The 18,216-nt window shown below is 68.8% G+C and carries 16 protein-coding genes and 1 tRNA gene; 8 read left to right on the top strand and 9 right to left on the bottom strand.

All coding sequences use genetic code 11. From position 1 onward, the window contains the following. Positions 1–79 precede the first annotated feature (79 nt). Entirely contained in the window at positions 80–781 is a 702-nt protein-coding gene (locus FAB82_RS24610) for a CDP-alcohol phosphatidyltransferase family protein (RefSeq protein WP_136537213.1), read from the top strand. 36 nt (positions 782–817) lie between these two features. Here FAB82_RS24610 and FAB82_RS24605 read toward each other — a convergent pair whose 3' ends face one another. Then, entirely contained in the window at positions 818–1,978 is a 1,161-nt protein-coding gene (locus FAB82_RS24605; RefSeq protein ID WP_136537212.1) for a glycosyltransferase family 4 protein, read from the bottom strand. A gap of 357 nt (positions 1,979–2,335) precedes the next feature. On the opposite strand from FAB82_RS24605, the gene FAB82_RS24600 reads away from it, so the two are divergent. The 4 genes from FAB82_RS24600 to FAB82_RS24585 all read left to right on the top strand — a co-directional run bounded on the left by FAB82_RS24600 (position 2,336) and on the right by FAB82_RS24585 (position 7,108). After that, complete coding sequence (locus FAB82_RS24600) at positions 2,336–3,829, top strand: sugar transferase (RefSeq protein WP_136537211.1); 1,494 nt, start codon at positions 2,336–2,338, stop codon at positions 3,827–3,829. 60 nt (positions 3,830–3,889) lie between these two features. After that, positions 3,890–4,873, top strand: coding sequence for a UDP-glucuronic acid decarboxylase family protein (locus FAB82_RS24595; protein WP_136537210.1), 984 nt, complete (start codon positions 3,890–3,892; stop codon positions 4,871–4,873). A gap of 69 nt (positions 4,874–4,942) precedes the next feature. After that, complete coding sequence (locus FAB82_RS24590) at positions 4,943–6,076, top strand: LCP family protein (protein ID WP_136537209.1); 1,134 nt, start codon at positions 4,943–4,945, stop codon at positions 6,074–6,076. A gap of 189 nt (positions 6,077–6,265) precedes the next feature. Beyond that, the gene (locus FAB82_RS24585) at positions 6,266–7,108 is read left to right on the top strand and encodes an SAM-dependent methyltransferase (RefSeq protein WP_136537208.1); all 843 of its coding nucleotides are present in this window, start codon (positions 6,266–6,268) and stop codon (positions 7,106–7,108) included. A 130-nt stretch (positions 7,109–7,238) separates the two neighbouring features. On the opposite strand, the gene FAB82_RS24580 is transcribed toward FAB82_RS24585, so the two are convergent. Together FAB82_RS24580 and FAB82_RS24575 are read right to left on the bottom strand one after the other, a co-directional pair. Further along, entirely contained in the window at positions 7,239–8,135 is an 897-nt protein-coding gene (locus tag FAB82_RS24580) for a helix-turn-helix domain-containing protein (protein WP_136537207.1), read from the bottom strand. 132 nt (positions 8,136–8,267) lie between these two features. Continuing rightward, positions 8,268–8,510, bottom strand: a complete 243-nt coding sequence (locus tag FAB82_RS24575; protein ID WP_136537206.1) for a DUF397 domain-containing protein — start codon at positions 8,508–8,510, stop codon at positions 8,268–8,270. 492 nt (positions 8,511–9,002) lie between these two features. Here FAB82_RS24575 and FAB82_RS24570 point away from each other — a divergent pair, with 492 nt between their 5' ends. After that, on the top strand, positions 9,003–9,317 hold the full coding sequence (locus tag FAB82_RS24570; protein WP_136537205.1) for a hypothetical protein: 315 nt from the start codon (positions 9,003–9,005) through the stop codon (positions 9,315–9,317). A gap of 206 nt (positions 9,318–9,523) precedes the next feature. Here FAB82_RS24570 and FAB82_RS24565 read toward each other — a convergent pair whose 3' ends face one another. From FAB82_RS24565 to FAB82_RS24550, 4 genes are read right to left on the bottom strand one after another with little or no spacing between them, the layout of a single operon-like run. Beyond that, positions 9,524–9,946, bottom strand: a complete 423-nt coding sequence (locus tag FAB82_RS24565) for a hypothetical protein (RefSeq protein ID WP_136537204.1) — start codon at positions 9,944–9,946, stop codon at positions 9,524–9,526. Then, positions 9,943–11,631, bottom strand: coding sequence for a hypothetical protein (locus tag FAB82_RS24560; protein ID WP_136537203.1), 1,689 nt, complete (start codon positions 11,629–11,631; stop codon positions 9,943–9,945). The genes FAB82_RS24565 and FAB82_RS24560 overlap by 4 nt, the downstream gene beginning before the upstream one ends. Positions 11,632–11,648: 17 nt before the next feature. Next, positions 11,649–13,697, bottom strand: coding sequence for a trypsin-like serine peptidase (locus FAB82_RS24555; RefSeq protein WP_136537202.1), 2,049 nt, complete (start codon positions 13,695–13,697; stop codon positions 11,649–11,651). After that, the gene (locus FAB82_RS24550) at positions 13,694–14,668 is read right to left on the bottom strand and encodes a 5'-methylthioadenosine/S-adenosylhomocysteine nucleosidase family protein (protein ID WP_168801757.1); all 975 of its coding nucleotides are present in this window, start codon (positions 14,666–14,668) and stop codon (positions 13,694–13,696) included. The genes FAB82_RS24555 and FAB82_RS24550 overlap by 4 nt, the downstream gene beginning before the upstream one ends. 177 nt (positions 14,669–14,845) lie before the next feature. Here FAB82_RS24550 and FAB82_RS24545 point away from each other — a divergent pair, with 177 nt between their 5' ends. After that, positions 14,846–15,532, top strand: a complete 687-nt coding sequence (locus tag FAB82_RS24545; protein ID WP_136537215.1) for an NUDIX hydrolase — start codon at positions 14,846–14,848, stop codon at positions 15,530–15,532. 65 nt (positions 15,533–15,597) lie between these two features. On the opposite strand, the gene FAB82_RS24540 is transcribed toward FAB82_RS24545, so the two are convergent. Together FAB82_RS24540 and FAB82_RS24535 are read right to left on the bottom strand one after the other, a co-directional pair. Then, positions 15,598–15,673, bottom strand: a tRNA-Arg gene (locus tag FAB82_RS24540). A 72-nt stretch (positions 15,674–15,745) separates the two neighbouring features. Next, positions 15,746–17,503 carry a glycerol-3-phosphate dehydrogenase/oxidase gene (locus FAB82_RS24535; RefSeq protein ID WP_136537200.1) on the bottom strand — a complete coding sequence of 586 codons (1,758 nt, stop codon included), beginning with the start codon at positions 17,501–17,503 and terminating at the stop codon, positions 15,746–15,748. 63 nt (positions 17,504–17,566) lie between these two features. Here FAB82_RS24535 and FAB82_RS24530 point away from each other — a divergent pair, with 63 nt between their 5' ends. Beyond that, positions 17,567–18,208: a hypothetical protein gene (locus FAB82_RS24530; RefSeq protein WP_136537199.1), complete on the top strand. Its 642-nt coding sequence runs from the start codon at positions 17,567–17,569 to the stop codon at positions 18,206–18,208. Positions 18,209–18,216 lie beyond the last annotated feature (8 nt).

Raw genomic sequence — 18,216 nt, 5'->3', positions numbered from 1 at the left:
GAACGCGCAAGCGAACCGCAAGCCGGGAATCCCCGCCCACAGCGGGGAGGAGGTCAACAGGTCGTAATAGGATCGGCGCGTGACCGAATCGAGCCCGAATCCGAGCCCCGCCGACTTCCTCGCCGCCCACCGCGGAGGCGGTCTGATCACGCTGATCGATCAGCGCGGCGGTGCGCGATTCGCCTACCTCGCATGGCGATCGGGCCTCAAGCCGACCCATCTGACGCTGCTGAACCTGCTCCTCGGGCTCGTCGCCTCGGCCGGTGTCATCGCTTACATTCCGTTCGCACAGGACGGCGCTGCGTGGTGGCCGGTGGCGCTCGCGGCCCTGATTCTGTGGCAGGTCGCCTACATGCTCGACTGCGCGGACGGACAGCTCGCCCGAGTCACCAAGACCGGCTCCGACGCCGGCGCGCGCGTCGACATCCTCTGCGACGTAGCCATTCAGGCTTCGGTCGTCGCCGTCGTCGTCGCGGTCCAGGCCGCCTACACGCCCGAGATCCCGGCCTGGTGCGGCGCGGCCTTCGCGGCACTGTGGATGACCAACCTGGTCACCGCCGTCATGGCCAAAGAGGACTCCGGCTCTTCCCTCGTCACCAGCACCGGCCTCATCGTGCGGCTCATCAAACTGGTGCGCGACTACGGATTCATCATCATCGTCATCGCGCTGGCGCTGCTGTGGCCTGAGTCGATGGCCTTCGTAATGCTGTTCTTCGGTGCGGTGAACGCCCTGTTCCTGCTCGCCAGCATCGTCGCCGCCGCGCGCATCACGCTCCGCTGATTCCCATAGGATATATCCTATAGGATTTTGATCTCATCAGGACGCGAGCAGTTCCTCGTAGATCTCGATGAGCCGCCGCAGGGTCACCTCGGGCGCGAAGGTCGATTCGTAACGGGCCCGGGCGTTCGCGGCATAGGACGGGTCCATCGCCACCGTCTCCAGGCCGTGCGCGAGGGCTGCGGGGGTCGGGTCGGTCGCCAGGCCCGCCGGCGCATCGGTCTCGACTCCGGCGATGAACGGCGCGCCGCCCATCTTCGTCACCACCACCGCCCGGCCGCTGGCCAGGGCCTCCAGGCCCGTGGTCGGCAGGATGTCCTGCCAGATCGAGGGGATGACCACGGCCGCCGAGGCGGCCACCGCCGCGTCCCGCTCGACCGGGCCGAGCTGGCCCAGGTATTCGACGCTCTCATCCGATGCCGCCGCTTCCTCCACAAGGGATCGAAGCGGGCCGTCCCCGGCGATCCGCAGCTTCTGGCCCGGCAGGTCCGCGAGCTTCCAAGCGTCCAGCAGCAGCTCGACGCCCTTCTCCGGAACCAGCCTGGCCCCGAACAGGAAGCCCTCGCCCAGCGGCACCGGGCCGGGGTCTGCCACCGCGTTCGGTTTGACGCGGATCCGCTCGTCCGCGATGCCGATGGAGCGCAGGTACCCGGCCATCGCATCGGTCAGCGCCACGAAGCGGTCCACCGTCTTCCACGTGCCCTGGTGCGTGCCCAGCGCCACGGCCATGATGGCGCTCTGCGGGCGCGAGCCCCGGTAGCAGGCGTGCAGGACTCCCGGTCCGTTCCACCGCTTCCCGTGGCAGTCGTGGCAGTCGTGACCGTCCCTGAAGTACAGCCCATTGACGCAGTCGTGCCGGTAATTGTGGATGGTCTGCACCACTTTCACCCCGTGCGAATGCGCGGTCCGAACCACCGAAGGCGACAGCAGCGGATAGGGATTGTGCAGATGCAGCAGGTCCGGCTTCTCCCTTTCCAGCACGGCCGCGAGCTCCCGCTGGGTCCGCCCGGCATGGATCGGCGACGTCACCAGTGCCGCCTTCTGATGCGGTGCGAGGGAAGCGATCTCGTCGGACGAACGCAGGAACGGCACCACCTTGATGCCCGCCTGTCGCAAGGCGTCGATCTCGTAATCGACGATTGTGTTCTCGCCCGAAGGCTGCGCCGACGAATACCGGTTGTGCGCTATGACGATCTTCATGCGCGATCCACCTCAGAGGTGCCGCAAAGGGCCGCATACCGCTTGCGGTCGATGACGATCTTCACAGGTTTTCCCTCACTAGGTCTCCGGGTGGCGCGCACGGCTTTCAGCTCGGCCGAAGATACCTCAGCCTGGGAATAGGTGTAGGTTGTCGGGTATCGTGTCGGCGGGCCGCCCGGCCCGGATCGGAAGCTATGACGCTTCGATCCGCCCCCGCAGACGCTCACCTCCACCGTAAGCTGACGACCGCAGGGATGTGCAGTGGCTACGAGCCTGGAACGCCCAGCAAAGGATCTCCACGGACGTGGAGGTGTTCCGCAGTACCCAGCCGGGGAGTTCGAACGGACGGGGACCTACGTGACCGGCACTCGCGAAGGCGGCGACCCCAAGCTCGTCACCAACGGCGTCACCCGCTCGGCGTGGCGCCGCCTCGTGCGCGCCTCCAACTGGCACCGCTACTACCAGGCGGCCGTCGTCGGCGTCGACCTGTTCGCGGCCCTGATGGCCTCGGTCATCGCTGTCAACCTCACCCCCACCCCCTACGCCGGGTTCCACTCGACCGACCAGATGAGCTTCTACTACCTCACGGTGTGGCTGCTCCTGCCGACCGCGTGGCTCCTCACCCTCTGGGGGACCGGCGCCTATGACCGCCGCTACTTCGGCCTCGGCAACGAGGAGTTCAAGCGCGTCATCCGGGCCTCCATGTTCATGCTCGCGCTCGTCTCCTTCCTCGCCCTGACATTCAAGGCCGACGTCTTGCGTGCCACCGTCGCCCTCCTCCTGCTCGCGGCCGCCGTCCTCATCATGAGCCTGCGCTTCGCCGCCCGCATCGGCCTGCACAAGATGCGCCAGGCCGGACGCGGCGTCCAGCGGGTCCTCCTCATCGGCGCCTACCCCGAGGCCCTGGAGGTCTACCGGACCGTCCGCCGCGCCCCCGCCGCCGGACTCGTCCCCGTCGGCATCTACGTCACGGAGGGCGCCTCCTCCGTCCGCAACCTCGACACCCCCGTGCCCGTCTTCGCCGGCACCGACGTCGTCACCTGCGCCGAACAGCTCGAAGCCGACACCCTCGCCGTCTGCGGCTCCGCCTCCGCCGCCTCCGCCGACCTGCGCCGCCTCGCCTGGCAGCTCGAAGGCACCGGCCGCGACCTGGTCGTCGCCCCCCAGCTCACCGACATCGCCGGCCCCCGCGTCCACATCCGGCCCGTCGAAGGACTCCCCCTCCTCCACGTCGAAGAGCCCAAGATCTCCGGCATCGGCTGGCTCATCAAGAACATCCTCGACATCACCTCCTCGGTGCTCGGTCTCGTCGTGCTCTCCCCGCTGCTGCTGGCCGTGGCCATCGCCATCAGGGTCGACAGCCCCGGCCCCGTGTTCTTCCGCCAGGCCCGCGTCGGCCGCGACGGCGAGACCTTCCGCTGCTGGAAGTTCCGCACCATGTACATCGACGCCGAAGAACGCCAGGCCGCGCTCATGATGCACAACGAGACCGACGGACTGCTGTTCAAGATGAAGGACGACCCCCGCATCACCCGCGTCGGCAAATTCCTCCGCCGCACCTCCATCGACGAGTTCGCCCAACTCATCAACGTCGTCCGGGGTGAGATGAGCCTCGTCGGGCCCCGCCCGCTCCCCGCCGAGAACGGCGACTTCCTCGGCGACGTCCGCCGCCGCCTGCTCGTGCGACCCGGCATCACCGGCCTCTGGCAGGTCTCCGGCCGCTCCGACCTCTCCTGGGACGACGCCGTCCGCCTGGACCTCTACTACGTCGACAACTGGTCATTGACGACCGACCTTCAGATCCTGTTCCGCACCGTCGCTGTAGTGTTGCGCCGAAAAGGCGCGTACTGAGGAAAAACACAGGCAACGCTCAGGTAAACGCCAGGCGAACCCTGATAATCTGGGGACTTAATGACTACTACGTACGGAACTGGCAGCCGGATTCTCGTTACGGGCGGCGCGGGCCTCGTTGGCTCCCACCTCGTAGACGCGTTCCTGGAACGCGGCTGCGACGTCACGGCCGTTGACAACTTCTCCACGGGCTCCCGCGAGAACCTGACAGAACACCCCAACCTGACACTCGTCGAGGCCGACGTCACCGAGGGACTCCCCGTCGGCGACGCCCCCTTCGACGCGGTCCTCCACTTCGCCTGCCCGGCCAGCCCGGTCGACTTCGCGACCCTCCCGGTCGAGATCCTGCGGGTCGACTCCGTCGGCACCCTGCACGCGCTCGACCGCGCACTCGCCGACGGCGCCCGCTTCCTCATGGCCTCCACCTCCGAGGTCTACGGCGACCCGCTGGTCCACCCGCAGCCGGAGTCCTACTGGGGCAACGTGAACCCCATCGGGATCCGCTCCTGCTACGACGAGGCCAAGCGCTTCTCCGAGGCCGCCGTGGCCGCCTACCACCGCCACAAGGGCCTGGACGCGGCGATCGTGCGGATCTTCAACACCTACGGCCCGCGCAACCGCCCCGACGACGGGCGCTTCGTGCCGACCTTCATCACGCAGGCGCTGGCCGGGGAGCCCCTGACCGTCCACGGCGACGGCTCCCAGACCCGCTCCCTGTGCTACGTCGACGACCTGGTGCGCGGCCTGATCATGCTGCTCGAATCGGGGGAGTACGGCCCGATCAACCTCGGCACCGAGTACGAGCTGACGATCCGCGAGACCGCCGAACTGGTCATCCGGCTCACCGGCTCGTCCTCGAAGATCGAGTACACCGACCGTCCGTCCGACGACCCCGAGCGCCGCCGCCCCGACCTCACCTTGGCCCGCGAACTGCTCGGCTACGAGCCGCAGATCCACTATGAGGCCGGTCTCAAGGCGACCATCGACTACTTCGCGGAACGGGTCAAACGGGACCAGGGCGCGAGTGAGCTCACCGCAGCCTGAGAGTTTTCCAAGACCCGCCGGGGCCTTCCGGGACGTGGGGTACGTGCACAGGCCACGTAAGCTTTGGCTATGACGTATTCCGGTTCCAACTACCGGGGCGCAGCCTCGGTACCCCCTGCCGGCGGCAGCGGCGGCGCCCGTGTCGCCGCGGCGGCCGGTGGCGGCCCGACCCGCCGCGGTCTCATCGGCTCGGCGATCGGCCTGGTCGCCTCCGTTGCGGCGGCCGGCGGCGGCTTCTCGGTGTGGAGCACCGCCAATGACGCCAACTCCGACCTCGATCGCGCGTTCGACCTGGGTGATCTCGAGGACCGCCCGGAGGACACCCCGGCGCTGAACGTCCTCATCCTCGGCTCCGACCACCGCGAGGGCAATGCCGAGGAGGACGCCCGTTCCGACACCGCGATGATCATGCACGTCAACGAGGGCGGGACCGAGGCGTACGCGATCTCGATCCCCCGCGACCTGTACGTGCCCATCCCCGAGGACCCCGACGCGGCCTACTACCCGGACTACACCGGGACGAACGCGAAGTTCAACGCGGCGTACGCCTGGGGCGGGGTGAACACCACGGTCAAGACCGTCGAGGCCCTGACCGGGGTGCGCATCGACCACATCGTGGAGATCGACTTCAACGGCCTGATCGAGGTGGTCGACGCCCTCGGCGGCATCGACATCGACGTGGAGGTCCCCGAGGGACAGGACACCGTCACCTCGATCCACGAGCCGTACCGCGAATTCTCCGAGGGCGTGAACCACCTCAACGGCGAGGAGGCGCTGGACTACGTGCGCCAGCGCAAGCAGTACGCCGACGGCGACTTCGCCCGCATGCGGCACCAGCAGGACCTCATCAAAGCCATCATGGACTCCGCGCTCACCGCCGGGGTCCTGACCGACCGGGGCAAGCTCACCGCCTTCATCGAGTCCACCTCGGACGCGATCAAGGTCGACACCGATTTCAACGTCGTGGGCACCGCGATCGAGCTGATGGGGCTGCGCAGCGACGACATCGTCTTCATGACGACCCCGAACCTCGGCACCGGCGATCAGGGCGGCGAGTCGGTCGTCATCTACGCGGACGACCCGGAGAACCCCGAGGCGAGCAACCCCGAGGCGGTCAGCCTCTGGGAGGCGCTGCGCGAGGACACCATGGCCGAGTGGGTCGAGGACAATCCCGAGGCGGCCGGACAGGACGAGGGCGAGTAGCGCCGCTCCCGCGACGACGAACCGTTCCTCTTAATCGCACAGTTGTTCCCCAAAGTGCTTGGTGGGCCCAATGATTCGTTTGCGGATCGTTGGGCCCTCTGTGGTTGGATGGCACGATACCGAAGGGCGCCACTGTGATCAGCGTCGTACGATGAGCGGCAACGTTCCTTCGACGAAGAGGTGGTGGCGATGAGCGAAGAAGCAGCCGTCGTGTCCGGTGAAGACCCCCCGTACAAGCCCGAATTCGACATCTCAAGGCCCACGATCGCGCGCGTCTACGACGCGATCCTCGGCGGCAAGGACAACTTCGCGGCCGACCGCGATGGTGCCGCCTCCTACATGAAGTTCGTGCCCGGCTCGCGCGAAGTCGCACTCGACAACCGGGCGGGGCTCGAAAAGGGCGTCGCCTACATGGCCCGCAAGGGGATCGACCAGTTCCTCGATGTCGGAGCCGGCCTCCCGACCATGCGGAACACCCACCAGGTGGCCCAGGAGATCAACCCTGACGCGACCGTCGTCTACGTCGACAACGACCCGATCGTGCTGGCCCACGGCCGCGCCCTGCTGGCGACCAACAAGTCGACCACGATCGTCACCGCCGACCTGCGCGACCCCGAGGGCATCCTGACCCACCCGGACGTCCTGAAGGCCATCGACTTCACCCGCCCCGTCGGGCTGATGATCGTCGGCCTGTTCATGCACTTCCACGACGACGAGCGGCCCGGCGAGTGGGTCCAGGCCCTGCTCGACGCCTGCCCGAGCGGGTCCTACCTGCTCATGACCGACTTCGCCGACACCGGTGACCCGGTCCAGAAGGAGATCGAGAAGGCCGGGCTGGAGAGCCTCGGCAACGGCTGGGTCCGCAAGCCCGAGAAGATCGAGGAGCACTTCTGCGGCCTGCCGCTGGTGCCTCCGGGGCTCGACTTCGTGTCGCGCTGGTTCCCCGAGGAGCCAGACAAGGAGGTCCCGGCGGTCGAGGACCTGGATCCGTCGCTGCGGATCATGATGGGCGCCATCGGCTACAAGGAATAGAAGCAACGGAATAGTTTCAGGCGCGCGGCTCGGCCGCGCGCCTGCTTTTGCTTCACTCTTTCGGGTGACTTTGGCTCGGTCGCACCGAATGGTGGAGCCGCATCCCGGGCCGCCTCGATGCGAGCGTTCGTCACTGAGAGTAGTGGTCGACCAGGATCTTGCGGATGAAGTCCGGCGTCTCGTTCGGCTGCAGGGCCTGGACGCACAGGTGCTCCATCGCGGCCTTGTAGGTGTCGACCTCGTCCTCGCGGTCGAGGTAGAGCCCGGAGGTGAGGTGCTCCAGGTAGACGACGTCGTTCAGTTCGGAGTCGTTGAAGCGCAGCCAGGTGAAGGCGCCGCCGGCGCCCGAGTGGCGCCCCGTGGAGAACGGGATGATCTGGATGAGCACATTGCGCATTTCGCAGGCCTCGATGAGGGCTTCGAGCTGCGCCCGCATGACCTCGCGGCCGCCGATGGGGCGGTGCAGGGCGGCCTCGTCGATGACCGTCCACAAGGTGGCTGGGTTCTTCTCCCTGGTGAGGATCTTCTTGCGGTCGGAGCGGACCTTGACGCGGTCGTCGATCTCCTGCAGCGTGATCGTGCCGAAGCCGATCATGAACACCGAGCGCGCGTAGTCCCGGGTCTGGAGCAGGCCGGGGATGAACTGGACGTCGTAGGAGCGGATGACCGAGGCCGCGCCCTCCAGGTCCAGGTAGGCGCTGAACCAGTCCGGCAGGGCCTCGCCGTAACGGTGCCACCAGCCGGGTTCGTTGGCCTCCACGACGAGGACCAGCAGCCGCTCGATCTCGGCATCGTCCCCGACGCCGTACATGACCAGCAGGTCCTTGATGTCACGGGGTTTGAAGCTGACTCGCCCCAGCTCCATGCGGCTGATCTTCGAGGCCGAGGCGCGGATCTCGAACGCCGCCTCTTCGCGGGTGACGTTCGCGCCTTCGCGCAGGCGCCTGAGGTAGCCGCCCATGATCATGCGCAGCGCTGTGGGACCGCCGGCGGAACCGCCGGCAGGGGGTGCATTCCTCTTGCTCATGCCGCGCACCTCCCGACGTTCGGCTCGGAGGCGGTTCTAAACGAAACGCTCACCCTGACAGCGTAACCGGAACGGCTGCCGTGCCAGGGTGAGCGTAGGTCCGGGTGATCCCCGGTACCGCTGAAATGCGGACTAGGCGATCAGGTTGTCGAAGTCGCCGTCCTGCGCGCCAGCGACGAGTGCACGGATCTCATCCACGGTGTAGATGAGGGCCGGGCCCTCGGGGTCGCGCGAGTTGCGGACCGCGATCTCCTCGCCGCCTGGCAGGGCGGCCATCTCGACGCAGGCTCCCTGAGAGTTGCTGCGTTCGGCCTTCTGCCAGACGATCGACGAGGGGAGTTCCCCCGTCAGGATTCCGTTACGTGCCTTGTTCATCGAAATTCCTTCCACCAGTGGCCGGGGGTCCGGCCGGTATCTCGATTTGCCGGTGACCGACGGTCTGAGGCCGCAGTCCTCCCCGGGCGAGGCGCCGGTCCTGCCGAATCAGCTGCCGCCCAGGGATTTCCCGACTTCCCGAACGAAGGTCCAAGACAGTGTCGCACATTACATTCTGTAATTGCACGCGAGCTTGCGCGCGCAAATGCACGTGCATCTGCCCGGTGCGCATGCATGCTACGATGAATGTGACAATGCACATAGACAGATCGCTCATCTCATGCGATCGTGGTTGAAGACTCGTTGTCGCTAACGGCGTTCGGTGACCACGACGGTGACCGTCCAGAGGGGCCTTGGTGGGATCTCTTGGGTGGAAACCGTCTTCGTGTACTGGCGACCTACATCTCACAACCGGATTCCGTACTTCGTTGAACAAGGCCGCACCGGTTCAACCGGTCGGCCAGACCGTCACCCGGAGAGGGGTTGGGTTGCATGATGGAACGTCTCGAGGCCCAGACGTTGCTACAGGCTGCCGCCGCAGGGAAGTTGCGGAGCTCAATGTGTCAGCAGGTCATGGCGATCGAGTACGACCGCAGCGGCCAGGCGATGTACCGGTGCGCGCCTTCCTGCGGCAAGCACACCGCCGACGCCGGGCAGGTCCAATCGGGCCTGCTGTGGCACTACCGGGGGCGCAGCGTCGGCAAGCTCTACGGCCTGCCGGATGCGGAGATCGTGGACGACATGTTCGCGGCGCTGCAACTCGCGTGGGTGCGCGACGGCGACATCTATACCGTGCGGTTCCGATAGGGACTACCGCACCGAGGACTTTGTTCTGTTTGGTGGGAAAGAGACTCGGGGAGGCCGGTGGGGGCCTCCCCGAGCTCACATTGGGCTAAGCCCGATTCGGCCGAGCAGCGGAGGTGGGGCCGCGCGCCCGACTTGACCGGCAAGTTTACCAGTTCTCATGGTCGTGCGATACCCCCAGGGCCGCACGGCTTCCCGTCGTGCCCGGATCAGGTGTTGCTCTTCTGCGTCAGCTCCCAGAGCTTGGTGATCAGCCCGACCAGGGTGTCGAAGGGCCGCAGCAGCGTCTCCAGCGTCCTGAGCTTCATCTGGATCTTGGCGGCGGGCCGCATTTCCTCTATCGACTCCTCGAGCTCGTCCAGGTTGGATTCGACCGTCTCGAAGAGCTGGTCGTCGAGGGCCTCGCGGTGGCCGGCGACGGCCTCGCGCAGCTCGTCGACCAGCGCCAGCAGCTTTGCGAACAACCGTTCCTCGGCGCCGTCGCGCCCGACGAAGACCAGGCCGCGGGAGTTCTCGCCGATGGCTCCGACGTTCGCCGAGGCCCCCGTGCCGATAACTCCGGTCTGGACTTCGCCGTGGAAGACGAATCCGCCCTCCCCGGGCTGGGGCGCGTCTTTCGCGCTCGTGTTCATTGCTTGGCTCCCTTCACAGTTCCGGTGCTGCCGGTGCCTACGGCGCCGATGTTTGCGGTGGCGCCGCGGCCGATGACTCCGGCGGTCAAGTTCCCATAGTTGATGACTCCGTGGTTGACGATGGTGTCCCGGCGGGCGCGCATCTCGTCCACGTCGACCCCGTGCTCCTCCAGGAAGACCAGCACCGCCTCCAGCGCCTGGCGCTCCAGGATCTCGGTGTACTTGACCGCGTCGCGGGACTGGGCGTGGCGGTCCTTGGCGGTGGACGCGCCGAGTTCGCGGAGGCCCACCTGCGCGCCCAGGTCGTCCTTGGCCTGCGCGCCCGGCTCGACGCTGGCGGAGGCCAGGCGTCGCAGCCCGCGCCGTGCCGCGCCCGCGGCGGCGTCGGCAAAGCCGAGCACGCTGTAGCCGGTCAGCGCCGGCATCAGGACCACCGCGCGGAGCCCGCCCCACCACCGGGTGGCCGAGCGCGGGAGACGGCGCCGCCCGAAGACGTGGTACTCCGATCGGGTCGGCGCGAGCACGTAGCTGGAGAACTCCAGGTACAGCGTCCCGCCTTGGAAGGCCGAGTGGACGAACACCGTGGTGACCAGCTCCCCGTCCCAGGAGGCGACCTGGCAGCGGAGGTAGTGGCGGGCGGGGTGCACCGGGTTCGTCTGGACGTCCTCGACCGAGTCGACCGGGAGGCCGGTGGCGCCGCTGAGCTCGGCGATGTCCAGGATCTTGCCGGTGACGTCGAGTCCGGAGACGAACACCTGGTCGCGGATCGTCAGCCCGGGCAGGTGGACCGTCTGCTCGGTGTCGTGCGCGAGCTCGGCGAGTTCGGTCTTGAGGTGCCGGTTCAGCGTCACCGCGTCGAGGTCGTCCCACGAGCCGGATTCGGGCTCCGCCTCCCCGGGCACGTCCGGCCCGGGCTTGAGCAGCAGGGCGATCTGCCAGGTGGCGACGTTGTCGCCGAATCCGACGAACGGGGGTGCGCCGGACGCGTAGCTGATGACCGGGCTGTCGGCCGCGGCGGCGATCTCCGTCAGCCGCGGGGTCTCCTCCTGCGGCGGGGGCCGTCCGTCCCGGATCGCCAGGATCCGCGCCACCCTGACGAGTCCGAACAGGAGGTTGACTGTGAGCAGGATGAGCAGCGGCACCCAGATCGGCACGCCCTCGTCGCTCGCGGCACCGGAGTCGACCCGGAACCCGAATTGGTCGTACTGCGGGCCGGCGAAGACGGTCTCGTAGAAGGCCAGGACCGCGACCGCCGCACCAAGGACGCCGACCCCGGCCGCGAGCTTCCGGATGCGGCGGGCCCGCTCCCTAGCGGACAGGCCGGCCGAGCCCCAGCTCGCCACCACGGCGGTGGTGGCCGCGCCCCACACCAGGAGCACGGTCAGCAGGGTGCCCCGGCCCGATCCGGCGATGAGGATGCACACGATGAACAGCACCGCGGTCACGGCGTATTCGATGCTGGTCGCCGAGCGCGCGAACAGCATGTGCCGAAGCACCGGCGCGGTGTCGATGCCGGGGTTCGGGGCGACGGCCAGCTCGGGCCGGTCGTAGACCTCGCCGAGCACCCGGTTGCGGAACCGGTCGTCGATGTGGGCCCCCGCGCACAGGTGGCGGGTGGCGGCATTGAGCCGCTCGGTCGCGGGCCCGGACGGCGTCCGGGCGGGCGGTCGATTCGTATCGGTCATCTCGGTTCCTTTCCCGCCTAACGGAAGCGGTAGATCCACATGCCGTCGCCGTGGAAGCAGGCCAGACGGCTGTCGGAGGCGGTGCAGTTCTCGGCGTCCAGCTCGTCGGTGAGGGTCGTCTGCTCGCCGTCGTGGACGCCGAGGCCGATGAGCGGTCCGCTCATGCCCTGGGTGCCCAGCAGCGCGCTGCCGCCGTCGATGGGATAGGCGAAGCCGTCGATCGCCTCGCCCACGGGATCGAAGTCGTGGTCGTAGATGCGGGTGGTGTTCGCCTGGCCTCCCTCGTCCCAGACCAGGAGGTGCCGGCCGGCCGGGACCGCCCCGCCGTAGTCGTCGAGTTCGAAGACGACCTCTTGGTCGTCGAAGTCGTAGACCGTGAGGTGGTGGGGGACGCCGTCCTCGTAGTCGGGGTAGGTGTCGACGCAGATCCGGGTCTCGCCGCAGACGTACAGGTAGCCGTACTCGTCCACGGCGGCGTCGGCGAGCTCATGCTCGTGGTCGAACTCCAGGGTGTCCAGGTCGTAGACGCCGATGGCGCCGCCGTCAAGCGTGAACAGCCGGTCCTCGTAGAGGAGGTAGTCATCGGTGGGAATCTGCCCGGAGGCCAGCGGCTCGGACGAGCCGACCTCGTAGAGCTCGACCCGGTCGTCCTCGGAGGCGACCAGGACCCGGCCGTCGGTGAAGCCGAAGTCGGCGTCGAGGTAGGCGTCCCAGGTCCGGGCCGGGTTGAGACTCACGACCCCTTCGTCGGAGGGCGCGGCCCACTGCTGAAGCTCGCTGCCCCGGTTGTCGTACACGGAGACGGTGGTATCCGCGGCGTCGGTGGTGACCAGTCGGTCCCCGACCGGCCACCCCTGGGACGAGGCGCCGTCGACGGTCCCGATCCCGCGACCCGTGTCCCAGTCGAAGAAATGCCATACGTACTCGGTGGGGGAGTAGCCCTCGTAGTCCTTGTATTCGGAGGAGTCGTCGGACCGGTCTTCGACGGCGACGGCGATGAGACCGTCCGAGACCACCGTCGAGAAATAGGGGCGAGACTCGTCGTCTTCGTAGTAGTCGTCGTCGAAGTCGGGGCTCGCGGCGATCTCGGCGGGGCGGCTCCAGATCGACTCGCCGCTGTCGGCGTCGACGCCGTGGAGGTAGACCGTGGAGTCCGATCCGGTGTAGACGAACAGGGCGTGGTCCTGCGCCAGGTATATCTCTTCGAATCCGGGGTCGTCGTCGGCGTAATCGATCCCGGTCGCGACGGACTCCAGCTCATCGAACGGACGCTGGCGGTACGGGTCGAGGAAGAACTTCCAGACCAGCGGCACGGCCACCGCCACCGCGGCGGCGGCCGCGAGCAGCACGACGAGCGTGCGGCGCGTCGGGCGCCAGGTATGTGCGGGCGGGGCGCCCGGAGTCCAGCCGCCCGGAGGCAGGGTGACCGGGGACCCGAGTTCCGTAGCCCTGGGGAGGTGCGGTCCCAGATCCGCGGTGGCGTCCGCGTCGAGCGCGCCGAGCCGGTCGAAGCCGGGGAGGTGGTCGAGGGGGATCGCGAGGGCGTGTTCGCGGCGGTCGTCGATCTCGGTGATCTGGCCGATGACTCGGCGGCTTCGCTTGTCCCACACCGGACCGCCGACGGCGCCGGCGTCGACGTCCCAGTCGCGGACGCCGGCCGGGCGCAGCCGCATCCGGTCCACCGCGTCGGCCGGTCCCGCTTCGGCCTCCCCGGTCGCGAGGTCCGCCGCCTCGCCCGCGGTGAAGCCCAGCAGGCGCACCGCGCGGCCGTCAAGGTGCCCGGACCTGCCCAAGGGGGCCGGTGCGGAGGGGCCGGTCAGGCCGGGAACGGGTTGGGCGAGTCGCAGCAGCGCCGCCGGGCGAGGCCCGGCGCCGAGGAGTTCGGCGATCTCGGCTTCGATCGTGACCGGCTCCGGCAGGAACGGGAATTCGACGCGGACGGGGCCGTGGGGCCGGTTCTCGCCGATGCGGGTGAGGACGTGCTCGGCATCGACGGCGATGCCGGTGCCGGCGGTGCGGCCGTCCGCGTCGAGGACGCGGGCGAGCCAGGGCGGCTGGAGTTTCATGGCTGGTCTCCTTCAATGCGCTCGCGGTCGTTCCGAGAGGCGCGGGGCGGGGACTGGCGGTACTGGCCTGCGACGACACGGCCGTTGGAGTTCGGCCCCATCGCGCCGACGGTGATGTCGGCTCCGTCGCCGATGGCACCGATGTAGTTGATCGTGGTCTGCGCGGGGCCGGAAGGTTCCCGCTTGCCCGGCGCCGGCGGGTCGAGGAAGGGGCCGGGGCCCGGGTCGAGGCGTTCGACGAGGGCGAGGGCGAAGGCGGCCGCGTTGCGGGCGGCCCGGGGCTGCCGTTCCTGGTCGGCGGCCGGGTTCTTGTCGTCGAGGAGGTCGGAGACGCCGCGGATGACCATCGCCTCGACGCCCGCGTTGGGCCAGGCGGCGGCGAGCGCGCCGAAGCCCTCGGTTTCGACGCCGTGCGCGTCTCCGGCGTGCGTCTCGATGAGCGCCGCGGTGTCCGACTTCGAGCCGGTGACCACTTGGGACCCGGCGGCGATGGGCCGGTGGAAGACCCGGGGCGGCGTCTCGCCCGGGGCGAGGCCGAGCCGTCCGGCCCACTCGTCCTTGATGAGCTGGGCCTGCTGGCTGAGGCCGTGGGAGGCGCGCAGGGTCTCGACGCGGGTGAACCGCCCGGCGTCGGTGTCCTGGCCCGGTTCGTAGTGGTAGACGCTCGAGGCGGCGATGACGTCGCCGATCGACACACCGCGCAGGCCCCCGGCGATCCCCACGAGCAGTAGGACCTGGGGTCTCCAGGTGGCGATGGCGCGTTCGGCGGCGACTGCGGTGTCGGCGTTGCGCCGCCCGGACAGCGTGAGCACGAGGCGCCAGTCGCTATGGCGCCCTTGCAGTTCGGTGACCGCGAAGGCGGTGCCCCGTTCGGTGCGCTCGGTGAAGCGGTGCCGGGGCAGCAGGTCGCGCAGCGCCCAGTACTCGAGGTCGAGCGGGGTGCAGATCGCGGCGGTCGGGAGTTCGGTCATGGGATAGTCCGTGATTCGGTGCGTTCGGATACGGGATGTGAACGTATGGGGTACATCAGGCAGGACCATTTATTGTGAGCCTGATAAAAAGCAGGCCTTCACTTTAAGGGCGAGGTGGTTTATTGTCAAGTCATCAATAAGGGGGTTTCGGTGAGTGACGGGGTGGTTCCGGTGGCGATGGCGGTCGATGTGGCGATCCTGACCATCCGGCGCGGTGAGTTCGAGGTCCTGCTGATCCGGCGCGGCAAGGCCCCGTTCGAGGGGCGGCTGGCGCTGCCCGGCGGGTTCCTAGAGGTCGACGAGACCCTGCATCAGGCCGCCGAGCGGGAGCTGCTGGAGGAGACCGGGACCTGGGCCGAGGGCGGGCGGCTCGAACGGGTCGGGGTGTACTCGCGGCCCGAACGCGATCCGCGCCGCCGGGTCGTGAGCGTCTCGTACGTCGCGATGGTCCCCGATCCCCCGCGCGAGAAGGCCGGCGGCGACGCGGCTGCGACCGAGTGGATGCCGGTCGACAAGGCACTTGGGGAGCAGTTGGCGTTCGACCACTGGCAGATCCTGTCCGACGCCGTCGAACACGCCCGCCAGCAGTTGGAGCGCACCAACGCGGCCACCGCGTTCTGCCGGGAGGCGTTCACCGTGGCGGAACTGCGGCGGGTGTACGAGATCGTGTGGCAGACCCCGCTGGATGCGGGCAACTTCCACCGCAAGGTCACCCGCATCGAAGCGTTCCTGGAGCCGACCGGCGAGACCACGACCAGGGACGGCGGGAGGCCTGCGGCGCTGTACCGGGCGGGCCGGACGAGGAGGATCCAGTTGCCGCTGGCGCGGCCCGAGCCGGTCGGTGCAAAAGGGACGGATGCCTGAGCGGAGCGATCGGAGCGAAGCCCCGCGGCCCCCGGTCGAGGAACTCGCTCGCGGGCCGTCAAAGATGGTGCCCCAGGCAGGAATCGAACCTGCGACCTGCGGTTTAGGAAACCGTTGCTCTATCCCCTGAGCTACTGGGGCGACGACAGCGATCCGTCGAGAGCAGAGTCTAGCCGATCGGCCAGCGCGGCTTTGATCACGGCCTTGCCGAGGTCACCGCGCCGTTCGGGCGTCGGTGAGGGGCTGGATCTTGCGCAGTTCGGTCGCGGCCAGGCGGGCCGCTTCTGCGGCGTCGTCGTCGGGTTGGCGCTGGGAGCGGCGTTCGGCGTCGACCCGGCGGAGGTAGGCCTCCACCTCTTGGACGCGGCGGGCGTCGTCCCAGCCGAGGACCTCTCCGGCGAGGCCGGCGGCGTCCATGGCGGCGCGGGTGCCGCGGTCGGCGGTCTCGATGGAGATTCGCAGGCGGCGGGTGAGGATGTCGTCCAGGTGGAGGGCGCCTTCGGCTCGGGCGGCGAAGACGACCTCGGCGCGGAGGTAGTCCTCGGTGCCGGGGAGGGCGCGGCGCAGCTGGGGCTGTTCGGCGGCGAGGCGCAGCAGCTCGGGGGTGAGGTTGCCGTACCGGTGCAGGAGGTGTTCGACGAGGTGGAGCGGGGCTTTGAAGCGTTTGGCGAGCATGTTCCTGCGCGCCCAGTAGGAGTCGTAGCCGTCGGCGCCGAGGAGGGGGAGCAGGTGGGTGCCGCTGGCGGGGACGTCGGGGCCGATGCGGTTCGCGGCCGCGTCGACGGCGTCCTTGGCCATGACGCGGTAGGTCGTGAGCTTGCCGCCGGCGACGAAGAACAGGCCCGCCTCGGGTTCGACCACGGCGTGGGTGCGGCTGAGCTTGGAGGTCTCCTCGGTCTCGCCGCGCAATAGCGGCCGCAGCCCGGCGTAGACGCCCTCGACCTGGCTGACGTCGAGCCGTTTGCGGAGCACCTCGCTGGCCTGCTGCAGGAGGTAGGCGACGTCGCCGGCCGAGGCCGCCGGGTGGGCGAGGTCGAGCTTCCAGTCGGTGTCGGTGGTGCCGATGATCCAGTGGCGGCCCCACGGGATGATGAACAGGACGCTCCACTTGGTCCTGGTGATGATCCCGCAGCTGCCGTCGATCGCCCCCCGCGGCAGGACCAGGTGCACGCCCTTCGAGGCCTGCACGGCCATGCCGGTGCGTTCGGGCAGGACCCGCATGAGCTCGTCGCTCCACACCCCGGCCGCGCAGATCACCGTCTTCGCGCGGACGCGGTGGCGTTCGCCGCTCTCGACGTCCAGGATCTCGACGCCGGCGATGCGCCCGCCCTCGCGAATGAACCCGACCGCCTCGGCCGAGGGCACCACGGCCGCGCCGAGCGAGGCGGCGGTGCGTGCCAGCGTGACCACCAGTCGCGCGTCGTCGACCTGGGCGTCGAAGTAGCGGATCGCGCCGCTGAATCCGGGGGAGAGGTCCCCGAATGCCGCCTGAGTCGCGGCCCTGCCGAGGTGCCGGTGCCACGGCATGCCCCGACCGGAGCCGAGCGCCGAGGCGAGCACGTCGTAGGTCGCGACGCCCGCGCCGTAGTAGAGCCGCTCCCAGGTGTTCTTGAGCGGCAACAGGAACGGGAGCGGGCGCACCAGGTGCGGGGCGAGGTGTCCGGTCAGGAGTCCGCGTTCGGTCAGCGCCTCGTGGACCAGTCCGATCTCCAGCTGCTCCAGGTACCGCAGTCCGCCGTGGACGAGTTTGCTTGAGCGCGAAGAGGTTCCCGACGCGAAGTCGCGAGCCTCCACCAGGGCCGTTCGCAGTCCCCGGCCCGCCGCGTCCACCGCCGCGCCGGTGCCGGTCGCCCCGCCGCCGATGATCAGCACGTCGAACGGTTCGCTGCCCAGTCGCTCCAGATCGGAGCGTCGCCGCTGCGGCGAGAGCCGGCCCGCTTGCGAGCGGGTCCAAGTGGTGAGCGTACGCATACGCTTACGCTACTGAACGGGGCCTGGGCGCGGGTGGTTTATGAGCGGCATTAACTTATATGTGTGCCCCCTACCCCCCGTTGGAGTCCCCGGCGGCTCACCGCGCTGGCCAGGTACGCCCAGCACCGGCTGCACCTTCCGGTGATCATCGCGGTGCTCATCTCCATCCCCGCGGTGTTCCTCACCGTGTGGACCGACGGCGGTTTCGCCGTGGCGGGCAAGGTCATCGGCTGGGTATCGGGGGCCGTGCTGTGGTTCGAGGCGGTCATCCTCCTCATGGCCGCCGAGCACAAGCGCGAATGGCTGTGGCGGCACAAGTGGATGATCCTCGTCTGCGTCCTCACCGTCTTCACCCTCGCCTTCGCCGCCGGCGGCGCCCAGCTGCTGCGCTTCATCTACGTCATCGGCTCGCTCAGGGTCCTGCGCGCCAAGCGCATCATCACCGCCGCGCAGGTCCTGGACCGCCGCTTCGGTCTCGGCGTCTGGTGGCGCTCGGCGCTGTTCACCATCGCCGGGCTCATCGCGGCCGTGTTCGTCGCCGTCGTCCTGGCCGACCCCACCTCCGAGTACATGAGCCTCATAACGTGGTTCGACCACAATCTGCGGCTCGTCCCGATCCTCATCGCCGGCCTCATCCTCGCGGGGGCCACGTGGCTGGTGGTGCGGGTGCGCACCGAAGAACAACTGGACGAAGAAGAGGAATGACGTAGGGT

The organism is Glycomyces buryatensis (assembly GCF_004912275.1).
In the GTDB taxonomy this organism is placed as follows: Bacteria; Actinomycetota; Actinomycetes; order Mycobacteriales; family Micromonosporaceae; genus Glycomyces; species Glycomyces buryatensis.
This window is presented reverse-complemented; position numbering and strand designations above follow the sequence as displayed.

Bases quoted from the DNA above. Each gene is read 5' to 3' on its own strand.
- FAB82_RS24570 (WP_136537205.1), top strand. From the start codon at position 9,003: ATGATGGAACGTCTCGAGGCCCAGACGTTGCTACAGGCTGCCGCCGCA.
- FAB82_RS24575 (WP_136537206.1), bottom strand. From the start codon at position 8,510: ATGAACAAGGCACGTAACGGAATCCTGACGGGGGAACTCCCCTCGTCG.
- FAB82_RS24605 (WP_136537212.1), bottom strand. From the start codon at position 1,978: ATGAAGATCGTCATAGCGCACAACCGGTATTCGTCGGCGCAGCCTTCG.
- FAB82_RS24555 (WP_136537202.1), bottom strand. From the start codon at position 13,697: ATGAAACTCCAGCCGCCCTGGCTCGCCCGCGTCCTCGACGCGGACGGC.
- FAB82_RS24585 (WP_136537208.1), top strand. From the start codon at position 6,266: ATGAGCGAAGAAGCAGCCGTCGTGTCCGGTGAAGACCCCCCGTACAAG.
- FAB82_RS24545 (WP_136537215.1), top strand. From the start codon at position 14,846: ATGGCGGTCGATGTGGCGATCCTGACCATCCGGCGCGGTGAGTTCGAG.
- FAB82_RS24560 (WP_136537203.1), bottom strand. From the start codon at position 11,631: ATGACCGATACGAATCGACCGCCCGCCCGGACGCCGTCCGGGCCCGCG.
- FAB82_RS24590 (WP_136537209.1), top strand. From the start codon at position 4,943: ATGACGTATTCCGGTTCCAACTACCGGGGCGCAGCCTCGGTACCCCCT.
- FAB82_RS24580 (WP_136537207.1), bottom strand. From the start codon at position 8,135: ATGAGCAAGAGGAATGCACCCCCTGCCGGCGGTTCCGCCGGCGGTCCC.
- FAB82_RS24550 (WP_168801757.1), bottom strand. From the start codon at position 14,668: ATGACCGAACTCCCGACCGCCGCGATCTGCACCCCGCTCGACCTCGAG.
- FAB82_RS24535 (WP_136537200.1), bottom strand. From the start codon at position 17,503: ATGCGTACGCTCACCACTTGGACCCGCTCGCAAGCGGGCCGGCTCTCG.
- FAB82_RS24595 (WP_136537210.1), top strand. From the start codon at position 3,890: ATGACTACTACGTACGGAACTGGCAGCCGGATTCTCGTTACGGGCGGC.
- FAB82_RS24565 (WP_136537204.1), bottom strand. From the start codon at position 9,946: ATGAACACGAGCGCGAAAGACGCGCCCCAGCCCGGGGAGGGCGGATTC.